Genomic DNA, 21170 nt, shown 5'->3' with positions numbered 1-21170 from the left:
TCCCTTTTTAACCGTTCGTGCTTCGCTCAATGTCGTTTACACTTTCTACGGATTTTAATTTACTGATTAACCGGTCTAACTGTTCCACACCATGTGTTTCAAATCCAACGGTAATCGTTGCGCGCTCCTGCTTGGTTGTGCGGACATTCATGGATTTCACATCAATATTATTTTCCGTAAAAATACGGGAAATGTCAAACAATACACCACTTCTGTTATAACAGTAAATGACGATTTCAACCGGATAAACCTCACCGCTGTCTTTTGCCTCCGGACTCCATTCAGCTTCAATCAGGCGATTTTTCTCCGATACCGGCAGGTGAATCATATTCACACAATCGGTACGGTGAATTGACACACCGCGGCCTCTTGTAACAAATCCAACAATTTCATCTCCCGGAACCGGGCTGCAGCATTTCGAAAAACGAACTGCCAAATCATCCAAACCTTCCACAATAATGCCGCTTTTGCTCTTTAAGTGTTCTTTGGATGTGTGTTCTGCCACCTGCTTTGCCTCTTTTGCATTCTCAATTACTTCATGCACCTGAGCATCCGAAACAATGCGTTTGTTTTTCTTGTTATACTCATCTTGTAACTTATTAACAACCTGCCCTTCTTTTAAACCACCGTGCCCAATTGCGGCACACACAGACTCCCAGTCACGAAATCCATATTTGCGGATGCAGGCTGCTGTATATTCATTTCGCAAAAGAACCGAAAGGTCAATGCCTTTGTTTTTGCAGTAAGTATGCAAAAGTTCTTTTCCTTTAATAATATTATCTTCCTTAAATTCGTTACGGAACCACTGGTTAATTTTATTCTTTGCCTGACTGCTCTTGACAAGATTTAGCCAGTCACGGCTTGGACCACGGCTGTTTTGACTGGTAATAATGTCAATGCGGTCACCATTTTGAATCTCATAATCCAGTTTCACGATACTGCCATTTACTCTGGCACCCACCATTTTATTTCCCACTGCTGTGTGGACAGCATAGGCAAAATCAATCGGTGTGGAGCCGGCAGGAAGATTTTTTACATCTCCATTTGGTGTAAAGCAGTAAATTCGGTCGGAATACAAATCCAAATCACTTTTAATGGAACTCAAAAATTCCTTATTATCATCCATGTCATGCTGCCATTCCAAAATTCTACGCAGCCATGCCATCTTCTCTTCTTCTCTCTGATTTTTGGAGCTGTTGCTTCCACCGCTCTCTTTGTAACGCCAGTGAGCCGCAATACCATATTCTGCCGTTCGATGCATTTCATACGTACGAATCTGAATTTCAAACGGCTGACCGGTCGGACCAATCAGTGTCGTATGCAGAGACTGGTAATGATTTGGTTTCGGCATCGCAATGTAGTCTTTAAAACGCCCCGGAATCGGTTTATACATCTCATGAATAATACCAAGTGCCGTGTAGCACTCCTGATCATTGTCCACAATAATACGAATCGCAAATAAATCGTAAATCTGGTCTAATGTCTTATGCTGTTTTGCCATCTTGCGGTAAATACTAAACAAGTGTTTTACACGTCCGTCAATAGTTGCCTTAATATTATTTTCAATCAGCCGCTTATCCACTTCTTCCATAATTTCCTTTACGAAATTTTCCTTATATTCCTTGATGGCATTAAACTGTTCGCTCAAATCCCGATAAGCTTCCGGCTCTAAATACTGTAAAGACAAATCATCTAATTCAACCTTTACTTTGGATATACCAAGCCGATCCGCAATCGGCGCATAAATCTCCATCGTTTCTTTTGATTTTTCTTTCTGTTTCTCCGGCTTCATAAACTGCATTGTCCGCATATTGTGAAGGCGGTCAGCCAGTTTAATAATAATTACACGGATATCTTTCGCCATCGCAAGAAACATCTTACGCAGATTTTCCGCCTGTAACTCTAATTTATCAGAAGAATAATTCAACTGTGTCAGTTTTGTAACGCCATCCACCAATGCCGCAATTTCTGCACTGAATATCTCTGTCAAATCTTCTGTCGTATATTTTGTATCTTCAACAACATCGTGAAGCAGCCCCCCCACGATGGTCTCCTTATCCATCTCAAGCTGTGCAAGAATTATCGCCACACATACCGGGTGAATCAAGTATGGTTCGCCGGATTTTCTCTTCTGGTCTTTATGGGCATCCTTCGCCAGTTCATAAGCTTTGTTAATCATCTCCAAATCATTGGAAGGATGGTAACTGCTGACCGTTTTTTTCAAGATTTCAAACAAATCATCCGGATCTGTAAAATTCGGCGGAATCAATTCCGTTGACAATTCACCGGTATCAAACGTTTCAACCAATCCGACTGTCTTTTCTTCCTCCATATGGCTCCTCCTTCTTATGTGGTATCTTACTTATTATAATGGGATTCCCTTGAAAATGCAACTATCAACTATTCGTTTGTTTTCCCCTTCTCCGTTTCCATATGAATCTGATTCCCATCCGAAACTGCCTCAATCGTTCCCATCGTATCCGTGCGGTATATCTGCACATCATCATCCTCAAGCTTAGCAAGAGTAGCTGCATGAGGATGTCCATAAGAATTGTCTTTTCCCGCGCTGATAACAGCATACGCCGGATCCGCTTTTGTAAGAAAATTATCCCCCGTTGCCGTATAACTTCCATGATGCCCAACTTTTAGCACATCACATTCGAGATCGTAATTCTCTTTTATCATATCCTCTTCTGCTTTTTCTTCCGTATCGCCCATAAATAAAAAGCGGTTTTTCCCATAGGCAAGCTGCACCACCAAAGAATTATTATTTGCTTCCTTATAATTTTTGAGCGGTCCCAAAAAACGGATTACCACATTTTTTTCAAACCGATATTCCTTTCCGATTTCCGGCATCTGTGCCGTCTTATTCACACTCTTTAATGCACTTTCCACATCCCGGTACGTTTTCGTCTGTTTTTTTGCCTCAGGCAGATACACCGTGTCTACCTGAACATTGTTAATGACATCATCAAGACCTCCGACATGGTCGCTGTCCGGATGAGTTCCCACTAATATATTTAACTTTTTAATACCTTTTTTCTTCAGATAAGAAACAACCATCTGCCCTTTTTCATTTTTCCCGGCATCAATTAACATACTAAAGTTTCCTTTTTGAATAAGCGTAGCATCCCCCTGTCCCACATCGATATAAGAAACCGTAAGGCTGCCACCATCCGCTTTTGTCTCAACAGGCTTTTCCTTTGAGACAAAAAGCCCTTTTACCGGCTGGTACAAAAGTGCCGCAATAATCAAAATTATTGGAATTAAAAGCTGTCGGATTACAGCCTGTTTTTGCTTTTTCGTTGGCATAACATCTCCCTTTCTTAACCAGCTGCACACCCGGCAGCTTTTTTCTGCATGATAAAATGTACCATATTCCTCCGCTACTGTAAAGAAATCCTTGCAATTTAGCAAATTTCTAGTAAAATAAAATAGATATGTTATGCCTTATGGCAAAAACTTTAGTATGAAACAAACATGGAGGAAATTATGATTCAAGCAAGTAACATCTCATTACGTTTCGGAAAAAAAGCGCTTTTCGAGGAAGTAAATATTAAATTCACTGAAGGAAACTGCTACGGTATCATCGGTGCCAACGGTGCAGGAAAGTCTACTTTTTTGAAAATTCTTTCCGGCGAATTAGAGCCGACAACCGGTGAAATCAGTTTAGGCCCCGGCGAGCGTCTTTCCGTATTGGAGCAGGACCATTTTAAATATGACGACCAAATTGTTTTGGACACCGTAATTGCAGGAAATCAAAAACTGTATGACATCATGAAGGAAAAAGATGCCATCTATGCCAAGGAAGACTTCTCCGAAGAAGATGGTATGCGTGCAAGTGAACTCGAGGCCGAGTTTGCCACCATGAATGGATGGGAAGCAGAAGCTGACGCTGCCACCTTGTTAAACGGACTTGGTATTGCCACGGAAGTTCACTACAAACAGATGAGCGAACTGCCGGACACGGACAAGGTTAAAGTCTTGTTAGCACGTGCCTTATTTGGCAACCCGGATATTCTTCTGCTCGACGAGCCGACAAACCATTTGGATTTGGACTCCATCCGCTGGTTAGAAGAATTTCTCATTGATTTTGAGAATACAATTATTGTAGTATCCCATGACCGTTATTTCCTCAACAAAGTATGTACTCATACCGTTGACTTAGATTACGGCAAAATGCAGATTTATGCAGGTAACTATGATTTCTGGTATGAATCCAGCCAATTGATGATTAAGCAGATGAAAGAAGCCAATAAGAAAAAGGAAGAAAAAATCAAAGAATTGCAGGAATTTATCCAGCGATTCAGTGCAAATGCTTCCAAATCCAAACAGGCAACTTCCAGAAAACGTGCGCTGGAAAAAATCGAGTTAGACACTCTGCGCCCATCCAGCCGTAAATATCCTTATGTTGACTTTAAACCGGACCGCGAAATCGGAAATGAAGTCCTTACCGTTACCAATCTTTCAAAGACGATTGATGGCGAAAAAGTGCTTGACAATGTTTCCTTTACCGTTGGCCACGATGATAAAATTGCTTTTGTTGGTTCTTACGGTATTGCGGCAACAACCTTATTCCAGATTCTTGCCGGTGAAATGGAACCGGACGAAGGCGATTATAAATGGGGAATTACAACTTCCAACTCATATTTCCCGAAAGATAACACAGCATACTTTGACAGTAACGATACCATCGTAGACTGGCTAATGCCATTTTCTCCGGAAAAAGATGCTACTTATGTCCGCGGCTTTTTAGGACGTATGCTCTTTAAGGGCGACGATGGATTAAAGAAAGTCAATGTACTTTCCGGTGGTGAGAAAGTTCGTGTTATGCTTTCCAAAATGATGATGCTTGGTTCTAACGTCCTTTTAATGGATGAGCCAACAAACCACTTAGATATGGAATCCATCACTTCCGTAAACAATGGTCTGATTAAATTCCCCGGTGTTGTTTTATTCACTTCCCAGGATCATCAGTTTATCCAGACCATCGCCAACCGTATCATTGAATTTACGCCAAATGGTATGATTGACAAGATAACCACATATGACGAATATCTCGACAGTGATGAAATGGCCAGAAAACGTCAGGCTTTAAGCTGATTTGACGCTGACTTGAAAAAGACAAAACTTGACAATATTCATCCAATCAGATACAATAGTTGGAAAATAATCCATAACGACCCTGGATACAAAAGGAGATGAGGACTTGGGGCCCAGTGACGCGGTAAATATACTTATAATTATAATTTTACTCATATTATCCGCATATTTCTCTTCTGCAGAGACGGCATTAACAACGGTAAATAAAATCCGCATGCGCTCCTTGGCAGAGGAAAATAATAAAGCAGCAAAACGCGTTTTGAAGTTAATCGAAGAACCTTCCAAAATGTTGAGTGCTGTACTGATTTGTAACAACATTGTAAATCTTTCTGCTTCTTCGATATCAACATCCTATGCATTTTCAATATGCAAACGGATTGGTATGGAAAACAGCACTAGTCTTTTTGCCGGTATCGCAACCGGTATTCTGACTGTATTGATTTTGATTTTTGGTGAAATCACACCAAAAAACCTTGCGACAAAAAATGCAGAGAAATTAGCACTCTTCTATTCGAGTTCAATTTCCGCTATCACTCACATATTGACGCCTGTTATTTTTATCGTCAACCAATTTGCAAGATTTTTAATGTTTTTACTGCGTGTGGACACTTCAAAAAAATCAAGCAGTATTACAGAAGATGAGCTGCGTACCTTTGTTGATGTCAGTCACGAAGAAGGTGTCATCGAAAGCGAGGAGCGTAAGATGATTACCAATATCGTAGACTTTGGTGATACACTTGCCAAAGATGTTATGATTCCACGTATGGATATTGCCATGGTGGAGGCAAACATTTCCTATGACGAACTGCTGACGGAATTTACGGAAAACAAATACGCAAGACTTCCGGTATACGAAGAAACCATTGATCACATCATTGGTATTATCAACTTGAAAGATTTCGTTTTTTATCAAGGCGACAAAGAAAACCTGAACATCAAATCTTTGATGCGGGAAGCTCATGTCACTTATGAATACAAAAATGTCTCCGAACTTTTCATGGAAATGCGGAAGGACTCCATTCCGATGACCATTGTTCTGGACGAATATGGTGCTCTCGCCGGTCTGATTACCATGGAAGACCTCATTGAGGAAATCGTTGGCGAACTACGTGATGAGTACGACACAGACGAAGAAGATGACATTCAAGTACTTTCTGATTCCGTCTACAAAGTGCTTGGTTCTACACCATTAGATGACATTGCCGAGGCACTCGGCGTACCGCTTAAATCCGATGATTATGACTCGATTGCGGGGCATGTCATTAACCTGTTGGAGCATTTTCCAACTGAAGGGGAAACAGCCGAAGATGAATTTGCCAGGTACACAGTACTTAAAGTCGACGGAAATCGAATTGATACAGTAAAACTTGAACTCAAACCAAAAATAACAGAGGAGCCGGAAGAAGCCGAATAGTTTCTTTCGGCTTCTTGCCATTTAATCTTTTTCAAAAACAATTTTTCTTCTCACACTCACCGTCTCTTCTTTTCCCTCATCCATATTCATTCTGCCGCAGACCTCCACATCCATCTGTCTTTTATCATAATCCATTTTATGAACCAGAACCGTCAAATCAATTTCATGGTTCCATTTTGCAATCAGGGACTGTAAAAGGGCTGCTAGCATCTCATTGCGATTTTCAATTCCATAATGGTTTTCCTCCATCACCTCCGACATTGTCTGCTCCATAGCAGATGATAAAGAAGTTTCCGCTCTTTCATATGACCACATTCGTTTTGACGCCGTATGTTGAATCATAACAACAAATAAAATTGAACCAATTCCAATCATCGATATCACAATTGTCTTCACACAAATCACCTCCTATCCTGCATATTCATACCCATCAATCACATATTTTTTTCGTAATCCAAAAGGAAAAACGACATCATACCACAGAATAACACGAACATACCCTGTCGTTTTACTCTTTATCTGTACCTGATAGCCTCTGTCTTTTGCCTCCTTATTACATTGTTTTTTTGCTTCTTCCGAATAATCACTTTTCTGCAATTGATATACAGCCTCCCGGTAATATGTTCTGGCACTTCCATATCTCACATTTTGAGAGAGATAGAACACCAAAAGAAAAGAAAGCGCTGTGAACAATAACATAAGTATAAATTCATCCACTAATCGGCTCATCTCACCCTCCATTCCAAATCGTCATCTGCTGAACAAGAAGAGAAAATACTAAAACACTGTCCCACATGATTTTTACACCGGCAATAAAAAGTGGAATCCGACGAAATGCACGCAGACGCAACGCATGTTTTTTACTGCTACTCTCCTCTTTCTCATCGTACTTACTATACAACTGTTCCATAAGAAAAAATATCTCCTGCTTTGCCTGCTCACAGCCATCGACATTTGCCCTTCCCAATACTCTCATTGCGATGCGAAACTCCATGTCATCAAATTCCTCACAAAAAGAATCATATGGTTTATAAGAGGCCGGATCCTGCCGAATATTTTCCAATAAAGTTTCCAACTCTTCACGAAACCAGCCATCCATTCCCTCAATCGACAGCAAAATCATTTGATAAACACCTTTTGTCTGCAAAGAACAGGCAGCTGTCATAATCCAGTAAGAAGCCATCTGTCTCATCTCCTGCGCTAAGACGGTACTGTCCTTTTTCCTCTTTTTCTTCCAAAGCCATAATAAAAAACAAGTAACAGTCAACAAAACCATACCACAAAAAACAGCAGTAGAACCAAGTATATTCGTTTCTTTTCCCGTCAACATAAGAGAGCAAAAATGCAACATAAGAAAAGAAACCAAACAAAGGATAAATGCCAGTATCACCGATAACAAATACTCTTTTTTTATCTTTTTCTCAGACTGCCTTCTTTGTTCTCTTCTCCTTTTCCACGCATCAAAATCACGTGTTATAAAATCAAGTGCTTCCCCTTCCATCGTTTCCATTCGCTCATACAAATGGAGGAAACGATAAATCACAGCAATCTCATGATAAAGAGATTCATCGCACACTTTCATGAAAGCCTCCAATCATTTCCGGGAACAATTTCCCCAATTTGAAATTTTCTCGACAAACTTTTGGGAAGACGGTAATTAACAACTTTTCCATCTTCCACGAGCATAATCATCCGGTTCGCAGTTTCTCCTCCCCTTACCGGTTCCCGTTCAAACACACCAATCTGGTCAATAAAGCGGTGCAAAAGTCCTGTCTCATCCCGTTTACTTTTCACTAAAATACCAATATCCAAGTAACGATACGTGTCATTTTCAATCCATCTGCTATCTTCTTTTTCCCCTGCCATAGCTAAGATTCTCTCCGGAATACTCCTTACATCCTCTGCAAGCATCGTAGTCATTCCACAAGCTCCGGTACGAATTGACTCTAAGAAACATTTCACCTCCTCGGACTTGATTTCGGACAAAATCAGCCAGTTTGGCAATTGTTTCATACATATTTGGATTGCCTGCGTATAAGAAAAGTTTTCCGCCACTCTCATCTCCACACAATCTTTATTAGGATTCATTTTCTGATAATGAATCTCTAACACATCCTCTATCGTAACAGTTCGCTCCGCAGCAGGAATATACTGCGTCAGATATTTCAATAATTCTGTTTTTCCGGAACCGGAACATCCGCATATTGCAATACTGCAATGCGCTGCCATACATTGAATCAGAAATTCAATCACTCTTGCATCACAGTAGCCATTTCCTGTCATATCCTCTTTTTTCAGCCGGCGCACGGCAGGTGTTTTTTTCAGTGAAATCGAAAGCCCGGAATACGCAACACTTGGATGCACCAGACAGACACGAAGTTCTTCCGTTTCCACTTCCATAACCGGATTATCCCTGTTAAATGCCTTATTTGATAAATTCGATAATAGCATGGAAAACCGATTTGCAAATGACTCAGATAAAACTTCCGGTGCCATATACCGCCCCTTTTCCAAGTCATCAATCCATAACTGTCTGCCATTCCAATGAATATCTGTGACCGTTTCTTCCATCACGTAAGGATATAAAACACCATAGTCCTGACGCTTCAGCAAATAATCTTTTTGAAATTCATTCATTTTTTACCACTCCTTTTTTCGCCTTTGCAAACTGTCTTAAAAAGCTATCATTTACCTCTCTGCTAAAGGGCTTTTCCTGACGGTGTATAAACTGTCGTGCCACCTTCAGTGCATCTACCGAAAAATGCCACTTTTCTTCAACAAAATCTGTATTATCCGGCTCGACATACAAAACCCGCCCATGTATTTCTTCTTTTTTATCCATAACCGGCATTATTGTTTTTTTATGCTCTGTCGAATCTGTCTTTTGTTGTTTTTCCTTTTTTATGGTATCTGTCTTTTCCGGCTTTGGTTTTGCCGTTTTAGCTGGCATAAGGTTATGTTTTTGTTGGTTTTCATTTGTGTTTTTTTGCTTCGACTTCGTTATCTCTGACTGATTTTGTTTTGGCTCCTTTTTCTTTGATTTCTTATTTCCCCAGCCGGTAACCTTGCCATCAGCATAAATCTGCTCCTTCCTTTCATCCGGATTGTTTGTCAATGTGCCGCCCTGAACAAATAACGAACCGCCTTTTGCCACATAAACAGCTCCACCGACACCTCCGTAACAAATATTACCTTTTCGATAACCTTTGGCCATATTTCCCGATATAACTCCACCTTTGAACCAGACACTGCCTTCCGAGTAAATCGCTCCACCTCTTCCATCAAACCCTTCCACAGTACTGATTCCTATCGTTTTGTTACCAGTAATTACACCTCCCTGTATCAGTAATCGGCCGCCCTTTTTTACATAAAAGGCCGCTCCACCGGAAACATTTCTGTTGTTACGCACGCTCCCTGCTTTCATAATGCAAACACCTCCGCTGCCAATCTCAACTGCTCCACCTCCGTTGACCGCAAGCGTTTCATTCACATTATCCTGCAGAAAGCATCCTTTCCCAATCACCAATGTTCCCTGTCTGACTTCGATTAACCTTCCAAATATCTTAGATTTTGTATTTTCCCCTGCACTGCCGGAAACCGTCAACTGGCTCCATTCACATTTTTTCCCCTGCACTAAAAACAGACATCCACCATAAACTTTCCCATGCAAAGCACTCCGAACCAGATTATGTCCTCTGCCATGAATTATTTTCTCTCCTCGTATCACTACAGGTTCATCCACGATTATATCCGAAGTCAGCTCGATAGTTTCCTTCGTATCCGATTCACACAACTGCTTAAACTCCGAAAAATCAGATACCATCCTTTTTGCTAAAACCGGCCGTACACTCACACAGAGCGAAAGAGCGAAAAAAAGTGCAATTCTTTTTCTCATTTTCTTCATGCTCCACCTCTCCTTTCATCCATGCTTCCGAATCTGTTCCTGCAGCAAAGACACTGTCTCTTTCACCGCCTGCATAAACATCTCATGGGAAAGAGAATTTTCTTGCATATAATTTTTCAACAAAAAAGGAATCAGCTGTCCCCTTGACATTGCATCGGAAAAACCGGTATCATGCGGAATCGTGCCAATCTTTGCGCCGGGTATATGAAACTGTTTCATAATCGCCGACTTTGTAAGCTCCGACTTTCCATCATAATTTCCAATCAGATAAAATGCCTTTTCCTGTATGGATGAATAATTTCGAAAAAAATGAGAAAGCAACGGAAGATTCTGATTCAAATTCACAACAACCAAATCAGCCTGTTGTAAAATTTTACGCGAGCTCGCTAACTGTGCGGCCGACGTATCGACCATAACCATATCGCTAAGCCGCTCTAAACATTCCATCGTCCGAACTGCTTCCCGTTCTAAATAATACTCCAGATAATCAGAACTCTTTACCGGTTCTGAAGGAAGATAAAAAAGACGTTTTCCCAAGTAATCCTTAGTCAAACCATATAAATTTTCTTCGGAAAGTTCTTCTCCTTTTTCCACTAATTGAAGAACCTTCTCCAGACCGCTTGCGGTCTGGTAATACATGGGCTCTCTTACACATCCGGCAGACTGCGGATGATAATAAGTGCTCCCCAGATTCACAATATTTTTGTGATTTTCAAAGACAATTGTCCGCTCATTCGGACAACTTAATGCTGATAATACGCTGATACAAGCCAAATTACTTGTAACACCGGAATGTCCTCTGGCATTGCTCCAAAAAGCAATTTTCATTTTAGTACCTCCTTTTTGTTATTGGAGGTGGAGTGTTTCCTATCTTAGCACCTTATTTTCTCCTTGTAAATTATCAATTAGTACCAAAAAAGAAACCAAAAATTTGTTCAAATACACGTTTTTTCAGCGAAAAACGCCGGGAACACAAAATCCCCGGCGTCATGCGACAAGTTTTCCAATCATTTACTTTTGAACACCGTACTTCTCATAGTATGAGTCGATGGATGCCTTCATTTTGTCATCAATCACAATTTTTCCAAGGCATTCTTTATTATACAAACGCTCAACTACCTCTTCCATTGAAACGATAGCAGCCGTTTTGAATCCATATACTTCACGAATTTCATCCAGCGCACTCTTTTCTTTTGTTTTTCCCTGCTCCATACGATTTAGGGAAACCATAAGTCCAACAATCTCCACATCTCCCTGTGCCTGAATAATCGGGAAAGTTTCTTCGATGGATTTTCCTGAAGTCGTAACATCCTCAATAATTACCACACGCTCTTTATCCTTAATTTTGCTTCCAAGCAGAATTCCGGTATCACCATGATCTTTGATTTCTTTGCGGTTTGAACAGTAACGGATTTCTTTGCCATACAATTCATAAAAAGCAATTGTGGTTGCTACGCTAAGCGGAATTCCTTTGTATGCAGGTCCGAATAAAACGTCAAAATTATCTCCATACTGGTCATGAATCGCTTTTGCATAATATTCGCCTAAACGTTTTAACTGAGAGCCGGTTACATAAGCACCTGCGTTCATGAAAAATGGTGATTTTCTTCCGCTTTTCAGCGTAAATTCACCAAATTTCAAAACATCGCTCTCTACCATAAACTCAATAAACTCTTCCTTATATCGTTCCATTTTCGTTCCTCCTAGTCATTTAACAGTTTTTCAACGGATGCTAATTTGACACAAAGAACAAAGATTTTTGTTGCTTCTGCCATTTCTTCCGGTGTTGGGAAAGAAGGGGCGATTCGGATATTGGAATCTTCCGGGTCTTTTCCATACGGATAGGTAGCGCCTGCTCCCGTAAGAACTACACCAAGCTGCTTACATTTATCAACAATCGCTTTTGCACAACCATGCATTGCATTAAAGGAAATGAAATAACCACCACGCGGTTTCACCCAGGAACCAATTTCAAGCCCCTTGAGTTCTTCCTGTAAAATCTGCAAAACAGCCTCAAACTTCGGACGCAGAATTTCTGCATGCTTCTGCATATGATTTTTAAGACCGTCAATATCCTTAAAGAATCTTACATGACGAAGCTGGTTAATCTTATCATGTCCGATAATCTGCACAGTCATGTGCTGACGGATAAATTCCACATTAGCTAGTGATGTCGCAATTGCAGAAACACCGGAGCCAGGAAAACTTACCTTTGAAGTTGAACCAAACATGTAAACCATATCCGGATTTCCTGCTTTCTCACACTCCTCCAAAATGTTTGGAATTTTGTCATGAATTTCATCGTAAATGTGATGAATACAATACGCATTATCCCAGAAGATACGGAAATCTTCTGCTTTCGGATGAAGATTTGCAAAACGTTTTACTACCTCATCCGAGTATGTGATACCAGTCGGATTAGAGTACTTTGGCACACACCAGATACCTTTTACTGCCTCATCGTTATTCACATATTTTTCAACTAAATCCATATCCGGACCATTTTCATCCATCGGGATGTTAATCATCTCGATACCAAATAACTCCGTAATTTTGAAATGTCTGTCATATCCGGGAACCGGACACAAAAATTTAACTTTATCCAGTTTACACCACGGAGTTGAACCATTCACACCACGAATCATGGAACGAGCAACCGTATCATACATAATATTCAAGCTGGAATTTCCACATACAATTACATTGTCCTTTTTTACTTCCATCATATCAGCTAACAACTGGCGGCACTCTCCGATTCCATCCCAGTCACCATAGTTTCTGGTATCATTTCCTAATAAAGTTTTCATGTCAGATTTGCTGTTAATCACATCCAGCATCGGCATAGATAATGCAAGCTGAGAAGCTCCCGGCTTACCACGTGCCATATTTAAAGACAACCCTTTCGCCTCTTCCGTTTTAAACTCTTCTTCCAGACTAGCTTTCAATGACAGGAGTTCCTCCCTGCTCATCTGCATATACGATTTCATATTGACCTCCATTCTAAAGTGTAACAAAGTGTTTCGAAACACTTCCTTTTGTATCTAAACTTAATTTCTTACTATTTTACACATCCGATAATATCTCGGATACTCGAAAGTTTTTCCTTCTTTACATACTCCTCTAATCCATCAATAATCTGGGATGTTACATACGGGTTAAAAAAGTTTGCCGTACCGACTGCCACCATGGTAGCACCTGCCATCAAAAATTCAAGAGCATCCTCGGTATTCTGTACACCACCCATTCCTAAGACTGGAATGGAAACAGCATTTGCCACCTGATATACCATCCGCACTGCAACCGGTTTCACGCATGGACCGGACATACCGCCGGTCTGATTGGCAAGAGCAAATGTTTTTCTTGCTACATCAATTTTCATACCGGTCAGCGTATTAATCAGCGAAACACCATCTGCACCTCCGGCTTCCACCGCTTTTGCCATCTCTGTAATATCCGTGACATTCGGACTAAGTTTCATAACAATCGGCTGCTTTGCCACTACTTTCACAGCTTTCGTAATTTCTTCCGCCATTTCCGGTTTCTGTCCAAAAGCAATCCCGCCTGCCTTTACATTCGGACAGGAAATATTAATCTCTAACATATCCACATCTTCATCCGCAAGACGCTCAACCACCTCCACATAATCCTCTTTGGAACGTCCGCACACATTTACGATAATATGTGCACCATGTTCATGCAGATATGGCAAATCACGTGCAATCAAAGTATCAATTCCCGGATTCTGAAGCCCAATAGCATTGAGCATACCGCCGTGGGTTTCCACAATACGCGGTGTCGGATTTCCGGACCACGGCACATTGGCAACACCCTTTGTCGTCACGGCACCAAGTTTCTTCAAATCCACAAATTCACTGTATTCGAGTCCGGAGCCAAATGTACCGGACGCCGTCGTTATTGGATTTGGAAACGTGATTCCCGCGAAATTTACTTCTAACTGTTTGCTCATTTTCCTCCTCCTTATAACTCAATGTCTGTCGATAAAAAGACCGGACCATCTTTACAGATACGTTTATTTTTCACTTTTGAATGTGAGTCGATTTCCTTTGACTCACATACACAGGCAAGACAGGCACCAATACCGCACGCCATCTTTTCTTCCATTGAAATCCACGCCGGAATCTGTTTTTCAAAAGCCCATTGTTTCACACCGCGAAGCATCGGCGTTGGTCCACAGGAAAAAATACAGTCTCCGGTCACACCTTCTGCTTCCATGGCATCCAAAACGGTTCCTTTTATTCCTATACTGCCATCATCTGAAGCAATTACAACACGGTCTGCCGCCTCTTCCAATTCTTCCCGCAAAAAAGCATCGGCATTTCGGTAGCCAACCACCACCGTTGTTTTGCAAGGCAATTGCTTTGCAAGTTCCAAAAGCGGCGGAATTCCAATTCCACCACCAATTAACACTGCCGTCTTGTCTTTTTCACAAGCATCCAATGGAAATCCATTTCCCAAAGGTCCGAGAATCCGGATTTCATCATCCTTTTCTTTCGCCGCAAATTCCTTTGTTCCCGCACCAACAATGCGAAATACAATGCGGAGAAGACCATCTTTTTGATTCACTTCACAAAGACTTATCGGACGTGGAAGAAGTGTATCCGAATTATCGCAGTACAGCGAAATAAACTGTCCCGGTTTTGCCGATTTCGCAACTCCCGAAGCCGACAGCCACATGGATACAATCCCCTCTGCAAGAACAGAAACTTCCGTTACCTTTGCCATACACTGTATCTTTGCCATCATCATTTCCTTTCCAAAACTATTTTCTAAAATCATTAGAAAATACGGTTAATATCCTCAATCATGTCAATTACTGCCTGACGAGAAGCATCGGCATAATTTTTCTCACCAAATGAAGCATACTTCTCCTGTTTGTAAGCACAAATAATACCACGGGATGAATTTACAATTGCGCCAAGTCCATCTTCATTGAAGTATGGACGAAGAGAATCTGCTGTTCCTCCCTGTGCACCATAACCCGGCACCAGAATATAACTTTTTGGCATAATATTACGAAGCACTTTACCCATTTCCGGATAAGTAGCACCAACAACCGCACCTACCTCGCTGTAACCGCAGGAGCCAACACAATCTTCGCCCCATTTTGCCACATGTTCACCAACTAACTCATACAATGGTTTTCCATCGATTAACTTATCCTGAAATTCGCCGGAAGATGGATTTGAAGTCTTTACCAAAACAAAAATACCCTTCTTTTCCTCTTTGCAGACATCAACAAATGGTTTCACACCATCGGTACCAAGATACGGATTGACCGTAATTATATCCTCATCAAAGCCACGGCAAACGGTAGTCCCAACGGTCACACTGCCCAAATGAGCATTTGCGTAAGCCGTTGAAGTCGAACCAATATCGCCACGTTTCACATCACCGATAACAACCAGTCCCTTTTCTTTGCAGTAATTTACTGTTTTCTGAAAAGCCACAAGTCCCGGAATTCCAAACTGCTCATACATGGCAATCTGAGGTTTTACAGCCGGAATCAAATCATAAACCGCATCCACGATTCCTTTGTTATATACCCAAATCGCTTCTCCGGCCGCCTCCATGGTCTCTCCATATTTTGAAATGGCATCTTTTAAAATCCATTCCGGAATATAAGAAAGCATAGGGTCTAATCCAACAACAACCGGTGCCTTTGTCTTTTTAATTTTTTCAACTAATTGATCAATCATGGTGTCCTCCATTTATTCATATTGATAAACAATGTTTCCGCCTACAATCGTATAATACACACGACCATTGACTTTTGCTCCGTCAAATGGTGTGTTCTTACCTTTTGATAAAAAGGTATTCTTATCAATCACATATTCTGAATCCATATCCGCAATTGTAATGTCCGCCGGTGCCCCCACAGAAAGTGTTCCGCCTGGTACCGAAAGAATCCGGCATGGATTCGTACTCATTTTTTCAACTAACTGAAACGGAGTTAATTTTCCCGTCTTCACAAGATGTGTCACAGAAAGTGCATATGCCGTTTCTGAACCAACAATTCCAAACGGTGCCTTTGCAATCGACTGTTTCTTTTCTTCTTCGCCGTGTGGCGCATGGTCCGTAGAAATTGCTTCCATCGTGCCATCCGCTAAACCATCCACCAAAGCTTCTACATCCGCAGCACTTCGCAGTGGTGGATTCATTTTATAATTCGCATCGTCTCCTGCGATTTCATCCTCTGTCATTGCAAAATGATGTGGACATACTTCTGCTGATACACTGACGCCATCCTTTTTTGCAATACGAACCATTTTTACACTGTCTTTTGTTGAACAGTGACACAAATGAAGATGAACTCCGGTTTCTTTCGCAAGAAGAATATCTCTTGCCACAATCACATCTTCTACCGCATTGGTGATTCCGCAGATTCCAAGTTCTTTGGCTTTTTCCCCGGCATTCATTGCTCCGTGGCCTACCATGTTTTTATCTTCGCAATGGGCAAGCACCGGAATTCCTGCTTTTTTTGCTTCTTTCATCGCTTCACGGTAAATTTCGGCATTCATCACGGACTTGCCATCTTCGCTAATTGCTTTTGCTCCTGCTTTTACCATACCGGCAATATCCGTCATTTCCTCGCCAAGCTGCCCTTTCGTAACAGCCCCAACAGGATAAACACGAATCGGACTGTCTGTTTTGGCAATCTTAAGAATTTTTTCAATCATTGCCGGAGAATCTATCACAGGCTTTGTATTTGGCATCGGACAAACCGCTGTAAAACCGCCCTTTGCCATCGCGTGCGTACCGGAATAAATTGTTTCCTTGTACTCAAAACCGGGTTCTCTTAGGTGCACATGCAAATCAACAAGTCCCGGCATCACGTATTTTCCTTCTGCATCAATCACCGTACATTCGTCTGGAATTTTATCCGACGAAAGGCTGCCAACACAGGCAACCTTTCCCTCTTTCACATATACATCACACACTTCATCCAGATGATTGGCAGGGTCTAAAACATGTCCATTCTTAATCCATAGGTTCAATAAACAAATCCACCTTTCCAAAATCATCCAGGTCAAAACTACTTGTCAGACCCGCCTTCTCGATATCTTTAACAACTGCCTGATTGGTGATTACCTGAGCAATTTCGCTTTTTGGAACCCACTTACTGTCACGAAGTTCCTCTGCCAAAATCACTTCATCCATCTGTGCATCACACAGAAAAGCAATTCCACATGTACAAATCTCACCTGCGGTAAATCCCCAGGTGTACAGTGGCTTATTTACCTGAACAGCCACTCCTGTTTTTTCCGCCACAATGCGCTCTACTGCTTTTTCCGGTGTCTCTCCGAATTCCATCTCCCCATCAATAAATTCCCACTGATAAGGGTCAAAAATACGGTCATCATACCAGCGCTCCACTGCTAAATAAGAATCCTGATACTGCACAATTCCTTTGACCAGCACACGAAATTTACTCATTCCCATCATCCTTTCCCAATTTATTTAGCTGTTATATATCCTTTGGCTTTCAAAAGTTCCGCCATCAGCACAGCACCACCTGCTGCACCACGTACGGTATTATGAGAAAGTCCCACAAATTTCCAGTCAAAATATGCGTCTTTTCGAAGACGTCCGATACTAACGCCAAATCCATTTTCATAATTTACATCCAAAGCAACCTGTGGACGGTCATCCTCTTCTAAATACTGAATGAACTGCTTTGGTGCATTTGGCAATCCCAATTCCTGAGGTGCACCCTTAAACTCAACAAGTGCCTGAATCAGCTCTTCTTTCGTTGGTTTCTGTTTAAAATTAACAAATACCGCAGCCGTATGTCCATCCAGTACCGGTACACGGATACACTGGCTTGTAATCAATGGGCCATCCGCTTTTACAATCTGTCCATTCTCCACTTTACCCCAAATACGAAGCGGCTCCTGCTCACTCTTTTCTTCTTCGCCGCCAATATACGGAATAATATTATGCTCCATCTCCGGCCAGTCTTTAAATGTCTTTCCTGCTCCGGAAATTGCCTGATAAGTCGTAGCGACAACAAGTGTCGGCTCAAACTTTCTCCATGCGGTAAGTGCCGGTGCATAACTCTGGATTGAACAGTTTGGTTTTACACAGATAAAACCTCTCTTGGTTCCCAGACGTTTTTTCTGGCTCTCGATAACCTCTAAATGCTCCGGATTTACTTCCGGTACAATCATCGGAACATCCGGTGTCCAGCGGTGTGCACTGTTGTTAGAAACAACCGGTGTCTCGGTTTTTGCATAATCTTCTTCAATCTTTTTGATTTCTTCTTTTGTCATATCTACGGCACTAAAAACAAAATCAACTTCGCTGCTGACTGCCTCAATGTCATTTACATTTTTTACAACTATATTTTTTACCGCTTCCGGCATCGGTTTCTGCATTTTCCAGCGGCCGCCTACTGCCTCTTCATATGTTTTCCCCGCACTTCTTGGACTTGCTGCAATTGTTGTTACTTCAAACCAAGGGTGATTCTCCAACAGCGAAATAAAACGCTGGCCTACCATACCGGTACCGCCAAGGATACCTACTTTTAACTTGTCGCTCATGATATTCCTCCATACTTTTTCATAGTCCACCTTATCATACACCATTTCTACAAATTTTTCAACAAATTATCAGAACAAATATCGCAAATACGGATTCAGCTTTGAGATTACATAGTTGGAAACTTTTTTTAACGCACCTGTTGTATCATCAAAAAGTTCCTCTTTACTGTCCACTGTACCGTCTGCTGCATCCGCTTCTTCTTGATAGGAAGTAAAACTTTTTTTCAATATCTCACACAAAGGCCTGCTGTCAATCACCAGCATCAACTCCGTATCCTGATAAGCACTCTTCATATCCATGTTAAAAGAACCGACAATTGCAAGTCTGTCATCAATCACCGCACTCTTTCCGTGGTAAGAAACACCACCGTGGTACTCAAGCACTTTCGCCCCCATCTTTAACACCTCATCCTTGTGAAGTGCATAATCCACGGAGCCAAACGGATTTCCGTTATTTTTCACTGAATTTGTCATAATGGTAAATTCAGGGACCTCTTTGGCTATCTTTGCAATTTCACCATACATATAATCATTATTGATAATATACGGTGTGTGCCAGATAACTTCTTTTTTGGCCTGCTTCATCAGTTCGCACAAACCATAAAACACCTGCGGTTCTTTGCTGTAAAGGCAAGTCGGGTTCGAGAGCAGTGTAATCCGATTTGCCACCACTGTTTTTTCTTGATATGATATGTTTTGAAACCATCCAGGTTCCTGTTTTTTCATAGAAATGTACTGTTTTTCCAGTTCCTGCGCTGCCCTTTTTACACCGGGAATTAACCAAAGCAAATGGTTATCATTCCATGCCTTACACAACGAATCATTCCAGATTGCTTCAAAATAGGCTTTTACCTGATAAATGGAGCCTTCTTTTTCTCCTTCGTGGTAAACTAAAACATCCCTGTCATAATTTTTAGGTCCTTCCTGCACTCCAAGGAAAGAATCATAGACATTTCTTCCTCCTAGCAGATACAAAGAATCATCAACAATCACATACTTATCATGCATCCGGCTCATCGCGCGAAACGGTAACAGGGGATTGACCGGATTATACGTTTTTATCGTCACATTTTCATGGGAAGCAAGTGCATAAAAATAGGCATTTCCCGTCATACGGAGCCATGAATTGCAGCCATCCGCCAAAATTTTCACCTTGACGCCGCGTTCTGCCGCTGCCCACAAGGCAGCCAACATCTTTTTCCCGCTGATATCCGAATGAAAATCAAACGTGGATAAAACAATGGATTGTTTTGCATGCTCAAGCATTCGAATTCTTTCCGCCAATGCCTCCCCATTATCTTCAATGAGCATCACGCGGTCTCCTGCCGAGTTTTCCGATGCAAAAACTTTATTTGCAAATTCTTTTTTATATTCTTCACTCACTTTTGGCTGGTTCAGATATGGAAGTGCCGCTCCCAAAATCAGATAGAGAAAAACACCTGCCACACCCACTGCTTTATAACGTTTTTTTATTTTTCCAAACGTTTTATCTGTGAGTAATTCGATATGGAACCGAAGATACAAAATCCAGGTAACAACCATTAAAATCATCAATACCAGAATCAATAAATTCGATACTAAAAGAGGCATGCCGGGGAATAAAATAAGTGCTAAAATTCCAAAATCCAAGCCTGCCGTACCAATTTTTCCAAACCGCTTGGCACCAAAAACCTGATTTTTCTTTCGAATCACAAGTAATCCCATCAGCCCCATATAAATTTCTTTTGCTGCAAATAATAAAAACAACCAGATGGTCGCAGGGAAATGCACGGTACACATAATCGCAAGTGCCGCTTGGGTCAGTTTGTCCGCAATAGGGTCTAACATTTTTCCCCATTCGGTCACCTGATGAAAGTGTCTTGCTATTTTCCCGTCAAAAAAATCCGACAAAAACGAAAGACATAGAACAATAACCGCCCCATAAAAGCAGCCAGCATTCTCCGAATGATAATATAAAACACAAAATACAGGAATTAATAAAATCCGAAAATATCCCATTAGATTTGGAATTGTAAAATACTCTTTTTTCATATCAACGCCCCTCTCAAGCCATTACCTTTATGATACTAAATCTGGCGGAAACTGGCAAGATTTTCTTTACATAAAGAAGAACACCCAGTCAAAAGACTAGGTGTTCCTCTTCGTATAATAGGGTGGGAGTAGTAGTCAACAAAGTAACTACTGTATT

19 protein-coding genes are annotated in these 21170 nt (G+C 41.3%); 2 read left to right on the top strand and 17 right to left on the bottom strand.

The features are described 5' to 3' along the window. Nucleotides 1-7: 7 nt before the first annotated feature. A complete protein-coding gene (locus tag DW019_RS09885) occupies nucleotides 8-2332 on the bottom strand; it encodes a bifunctional (p)ppGpp synthetase/guanosine-3',5'-bis(diphosphate) 3'-pyrophosphohydrolase (RefSeq protein ID WP_118443246.1) in 2325 nt (774 codons plus the stop codon). 68 nt (nucleotides 2333-2400) lie between these two features. Then, nucleotides 2401-3312 (bottom strand): ComEC/Rec2 family competence protein, encoded by a 912-nt coding sequence (locus DW019_RS09880; RefSeq protein WP_118443245.1) that lies wholly within the window; start codon nucleotides 3310-3312, stop codon nucleotides 2401-2403. Between the two features lie 180 nt (nucleotides 3313-3492). On the opposite strand from DW019_RS09880, the gene DW019_RS09875 reads away from it, so the two are divergent. After that, complete coding sequence (locus DW019_RS09875) at nucleotides 3493-5103, top strand: ATP-binding cassette domain-containing protein (protein WP_118443244.1); 1611 nt, start codon at nucleotides 3493-3495, stop codon at nucleotides 5101-5103. A gap of 106 nt (nucleotides 5104-5209) precedes the next feature. Then, nucleotides 5210-6517, top strand: coding sequence for a hemolysin family protein (locus DW019_RS09870; protein WP_118443243.1), 1308 nt, complete (start codon nucleotides 5210-5212; stop codon nucleotides 6515-6517). Between the two features lie 21 nt (nucleotides 6518-6538). Here the strand turns inward: DW019_RS09870 and DW019_RS09865 are convergent, their stop codons facing one another. From DW019_RS09865 to DW019_RS09795, 15 genes are all read right to left on the bottom strand, one after another. Beyond that, a complete protein-coding gene (locus DW019_RS09865) occupies nucleotides 6539-6913 on the bottom strand; it encodes a hypothetical protein (RefSeq protein ID WP_117478268.1) in 375 nt (124 codons plus the stop codon). Between the two features lie 12 nt (nucleotides 6914-6925). Continuing rightward, on the bottom strand, nucleotides 6926-7246 hold the full coding sequence (locus DW019_RS09860; RefSeq protein WP_117478267.1) for a hypothetical protein: 321 nt from the start codon (nucleotides 7244-7246) through the stop codon (nucleotides 6926-6928). Nucleotide 7247: 1 nt separating this feature from the next. Beyond that, entirely contained in the window at nucleotides 7248-8099 is an 852-nt protein-coding gene (locus DW019_RS09855; RefSeq protein WP_118443242.1) for a hypothetical protein, read from the bottom strand. Beyond that, nucleotides 8096-9154: an ATPase, T2SS/T4P/T4SS family gene (locus tag DW019_RS09850; protein ID WP_117478265.1), complete on the bottom strand. Its 1059-nt coding sequence runs from the start codon at nucleotides 9152-9154 to the stop codon at nucleotides 8096-8098. Before DW019_RS09850 ends, DW019_RS09855 begins: the two co-directional genes overlap by 4 nt. Continuing rightward, nucleotides 9147-10421: a hypothetical protein gene (locus DW019_RS09845; RefSeq protein ID WP_118443241.1), complete on the bottom strand. Its 1275-nt coding sequence runs from the start codon at nucleotides 10419-10421 to the stop codon at nucleotides 9147-9149. The genes DW019_RS09850 and DW019_RS09845 overlap by 8 nt, the downstream gene beginning before the upstream one ends. Nucleotides 10422-10436: 15 nt before the next feature. Continuing rightward, nucleotides 10437-11249, bottom strand: a complete 813-nt coding sequence (locus DW019_RS09840) for a hypothetical protein (RefSeq protein WP_117478263.1) — start codon at nucleotides 11247-11249, stop codon at nucleotides 10437-10439. 183 nt (nucleotides 11250-11432) lie between these two features. Next, nucleotides 11433-12113: an orotate phosphoribosyltransferase gene (gene pyrE / locus DW019_RS09835; protein WP_022377702.1), complete on the bottom strand. Its 681-nt coding sequence runs from the start codon at nucleotides 12111-12113 to the stop codon at nucleotides 11433-11435. Nucleotides 12114-12124: 11 nt separating this feature from the next. Next, nucleotides 12125-13408 carry an aminotransferase class I/II-fold pyridoxal phosphate-dependent enzyme gene (locus DW019_RS09830; protein ID WP_118443240.1) on the bottom strand — a complete coding sequence of 428 codons (1284 nt, stop codon included), beginning with the start codon at nucleotides 13406-13408 and terminating at the stop codon, nucleotides 12125-12127. Nucleotides 13409-13479: 71 nt separating this feature from the next. Then, nucleotides 13480-14388: a dihydroorotate dehydrogenase gene (locus tag DW019_RS09825; RefSeq protein ID WP_118443239.1), complete on the bottom strand. Its 909-nt coding sequence runs from the start codon at nucleotides 14386-14388 to the stop codon at nucleotides 13480-13482. Between the two features lie 11 nt (nucleotides 14389-14399). Further along, the gene (locus DW019_RS09820; protein WP_118443258.1) at nucleotides 14400-15182 is read right to left on the bottom strand and encodes a dihydroorotate dehydrogenase electron transfer subunit; all 783 of its coding nucleotides are present in this window, start codon (nucleotides 15180-15182) and stop codon (nucleotides 14400-14402) included. Between the two features lie 35 nt (nucleotides 15183-15217). After that, a complete protein-coding gene (gene pyrF / locus DW019_RS09815) occupies nucleotides 15218-16138 on the bottom strand; it encodes an orotidine-5'-phosphate decarboxylase (protein WP_118443238.1) in 921 nt (306 codons plus the stop codon). Nucleotides 16139-16150: 12 nt separating this feature from the next. Then, entirely contained in the window at nucleotides 16151-17437 is a 1287-nt protein-coding gene (locus tag DW019_RS09810; RefSeq protein ID WP_118443237.1) for a dihydroorotase, read from the bottom strand. Continuing rightward, nucleotides 17421-17876, bottom strand: a complete 456-nt coding sequence (locus tag DW019_RS09805) for an NUDIX domain-containing protein (RefSeq protein ID WP_022377708.1) — start codon at nucleotides 17874-17876, stop codon at nucleotides 17421-17423. Before DW019_RS09805 ends, DW019_RS09810 begins: the two co-directional genes overlap by 17 nt. Nucleotides 17877-17896: 20 nt before the next feature. Continuing rightward, nucleotides 17897-18982, bottom strand: a complete 1086-nt coding sequence (asd, locus tag DW019_RS09800; RefSeq protein ID WP_022377709.1) for an aspartate-semialdehyde dehydrogenase — start codon at nucleotides 18980-18982, stop codon at nucleotides 17897-17899. Nucleotides 18983-19051: 69 nt separating this feature from the next. Next, entirely contained in the window at nucleotides 19052-21013 is a 1962-nt protein-coding gene (locus tag DW019_RS09795; protein ID WP_118443236.1) for a CDP-alcohol phosphatidyltransferase family protein, read from the bottom strand. Nucleotides 21014-21170 lie beyond the last annotated feature (157 nt).

It is taken from the genome of Clostridium sp. AF37-5, from assembly GCF_003477605.1.
GTDB lineage: Bacteria > Bacillota > Clostridia > Lachnospirales > Lachnospiraceae > Eubacterium_F.
This window is presented reverse-complemented; position numbering and strand designations above follow the sequence as displayed.

Excerpts from the sequence above, each read along its gene's own strand:
- DW019_RS09820 (WP_118443258.1), bottom strand. The coding sequence starts at position 15,182 with ATGGCAAAGATACAGTGTATGGCAAAGGTAACGGAAGTTTCTGTTCTT.
- DW019_RS09880 (WP_118443245.1), bottom strand. The coding sequence starts at position 3,312 with ATGCCAACGAAAAAGCAAAAACAGGCTGTAATCCGACAGCTTTTAATT.
- asd (WP_022377709.1), bottom strand. The coding sequence starts at position 18,982 with ATGAGCGACAAGTTAAAAGTAGGTATCCTTGGCGGTACCGGTATGGTA.
- DW019_RS09875 (WP_118443244.1), top strand. The coding sequence starts at position 3,493 with ATGATTCAAGCAAGTAACATCTCATTACGTTTCGGAAAAAAAGCGCTT.
- DW019_RS09850 (WP_117478265.1), bottom strand. The coding sequence starts at position 9,154 with ATGAATGAATTTCAAAAAGATTATTTGCTGAAGCGTCAGGACTATGGT.
- DW019_RS09840 (WP_117478263.1), bottom strand. The coding sequence starts at position 11,249 with ATGAAAATTGCTTTTTGGAGCAATGCCAGAGGACATTCCGGTGTTACA.
- DW019_RS09805 (WP_022377708.1), bottom strand. The coding sequence starts at position 17,876 with ATGAGTAAATTTCGTGTGCTGGTCAAAGGAATTGTGCAGTATCAGGAT.
- DW019_RS09825 (WP_118443239.1), bottom strand. The coding sequence starts at position 14,388 with ATGAGCAAACAGTTAGAAGTAAATTTCGCGGGAATCACGTTTCCAAAT.
- pyrF (WP_118443238.1), bottom strand. The coding sequence starts at position 16,138 with ATGATTGATCAATTAGTTGAAAAAATTAAAAAGACAAAGGCACCGGTT.
- DW019_RS09845 (WP_118443241.1), bottom strand. The coding sequence starts at position 10,421 with ATGAAGAAAATGAGAAAAAGAATTGCACTTTTTTTCGCTCTTTCGCTC.
- DW019_RS09860 (WP_117478267.1), bottom strand. The coding sequence starts at position 7,246 with ATGAGCCGATTAGTGGATGAATTTATACTTATGTTATTGTTCACAGCG.
- DW019_RS09795 (WP_118443236.1), bottom strand. The coding sequence starts at position 21,013 with ATGAAAAAAGAGTATTTTACAATTCCAAATCTAATGGGATATTTTCGG.
- DW019_RS09830 (WP_118443240.1), bottom strand. The coding sequence starts at position 13,408 with ATGAAATCGTATATGCAGATGAGCAGGGAGGAACTCCTGTCATTGAAA.
- pyrE (WP_022377702.1), bottom strand. The coding sequence starts at position 12,113 with ATGGAACGATATAAGGAAGAGTTTATTGAGTTTATGGTAGAGAGCGAT.
- DW019_RS09855 (WP_118443242.1), bottom strand. The coding sequence starts at position 8,099 with ATGAAAGTGTGCGATGAATCTCTTTATCATGAGATTGCTGTGATTTAT.
- DW019_RS09885 (WP_118443246.1), bottom strand. The coding sequence starts at position 2,332 with ATGGAGGAAGAAAAGACAGTCGGATTGGTTGAAACGTTTGATACCGGT.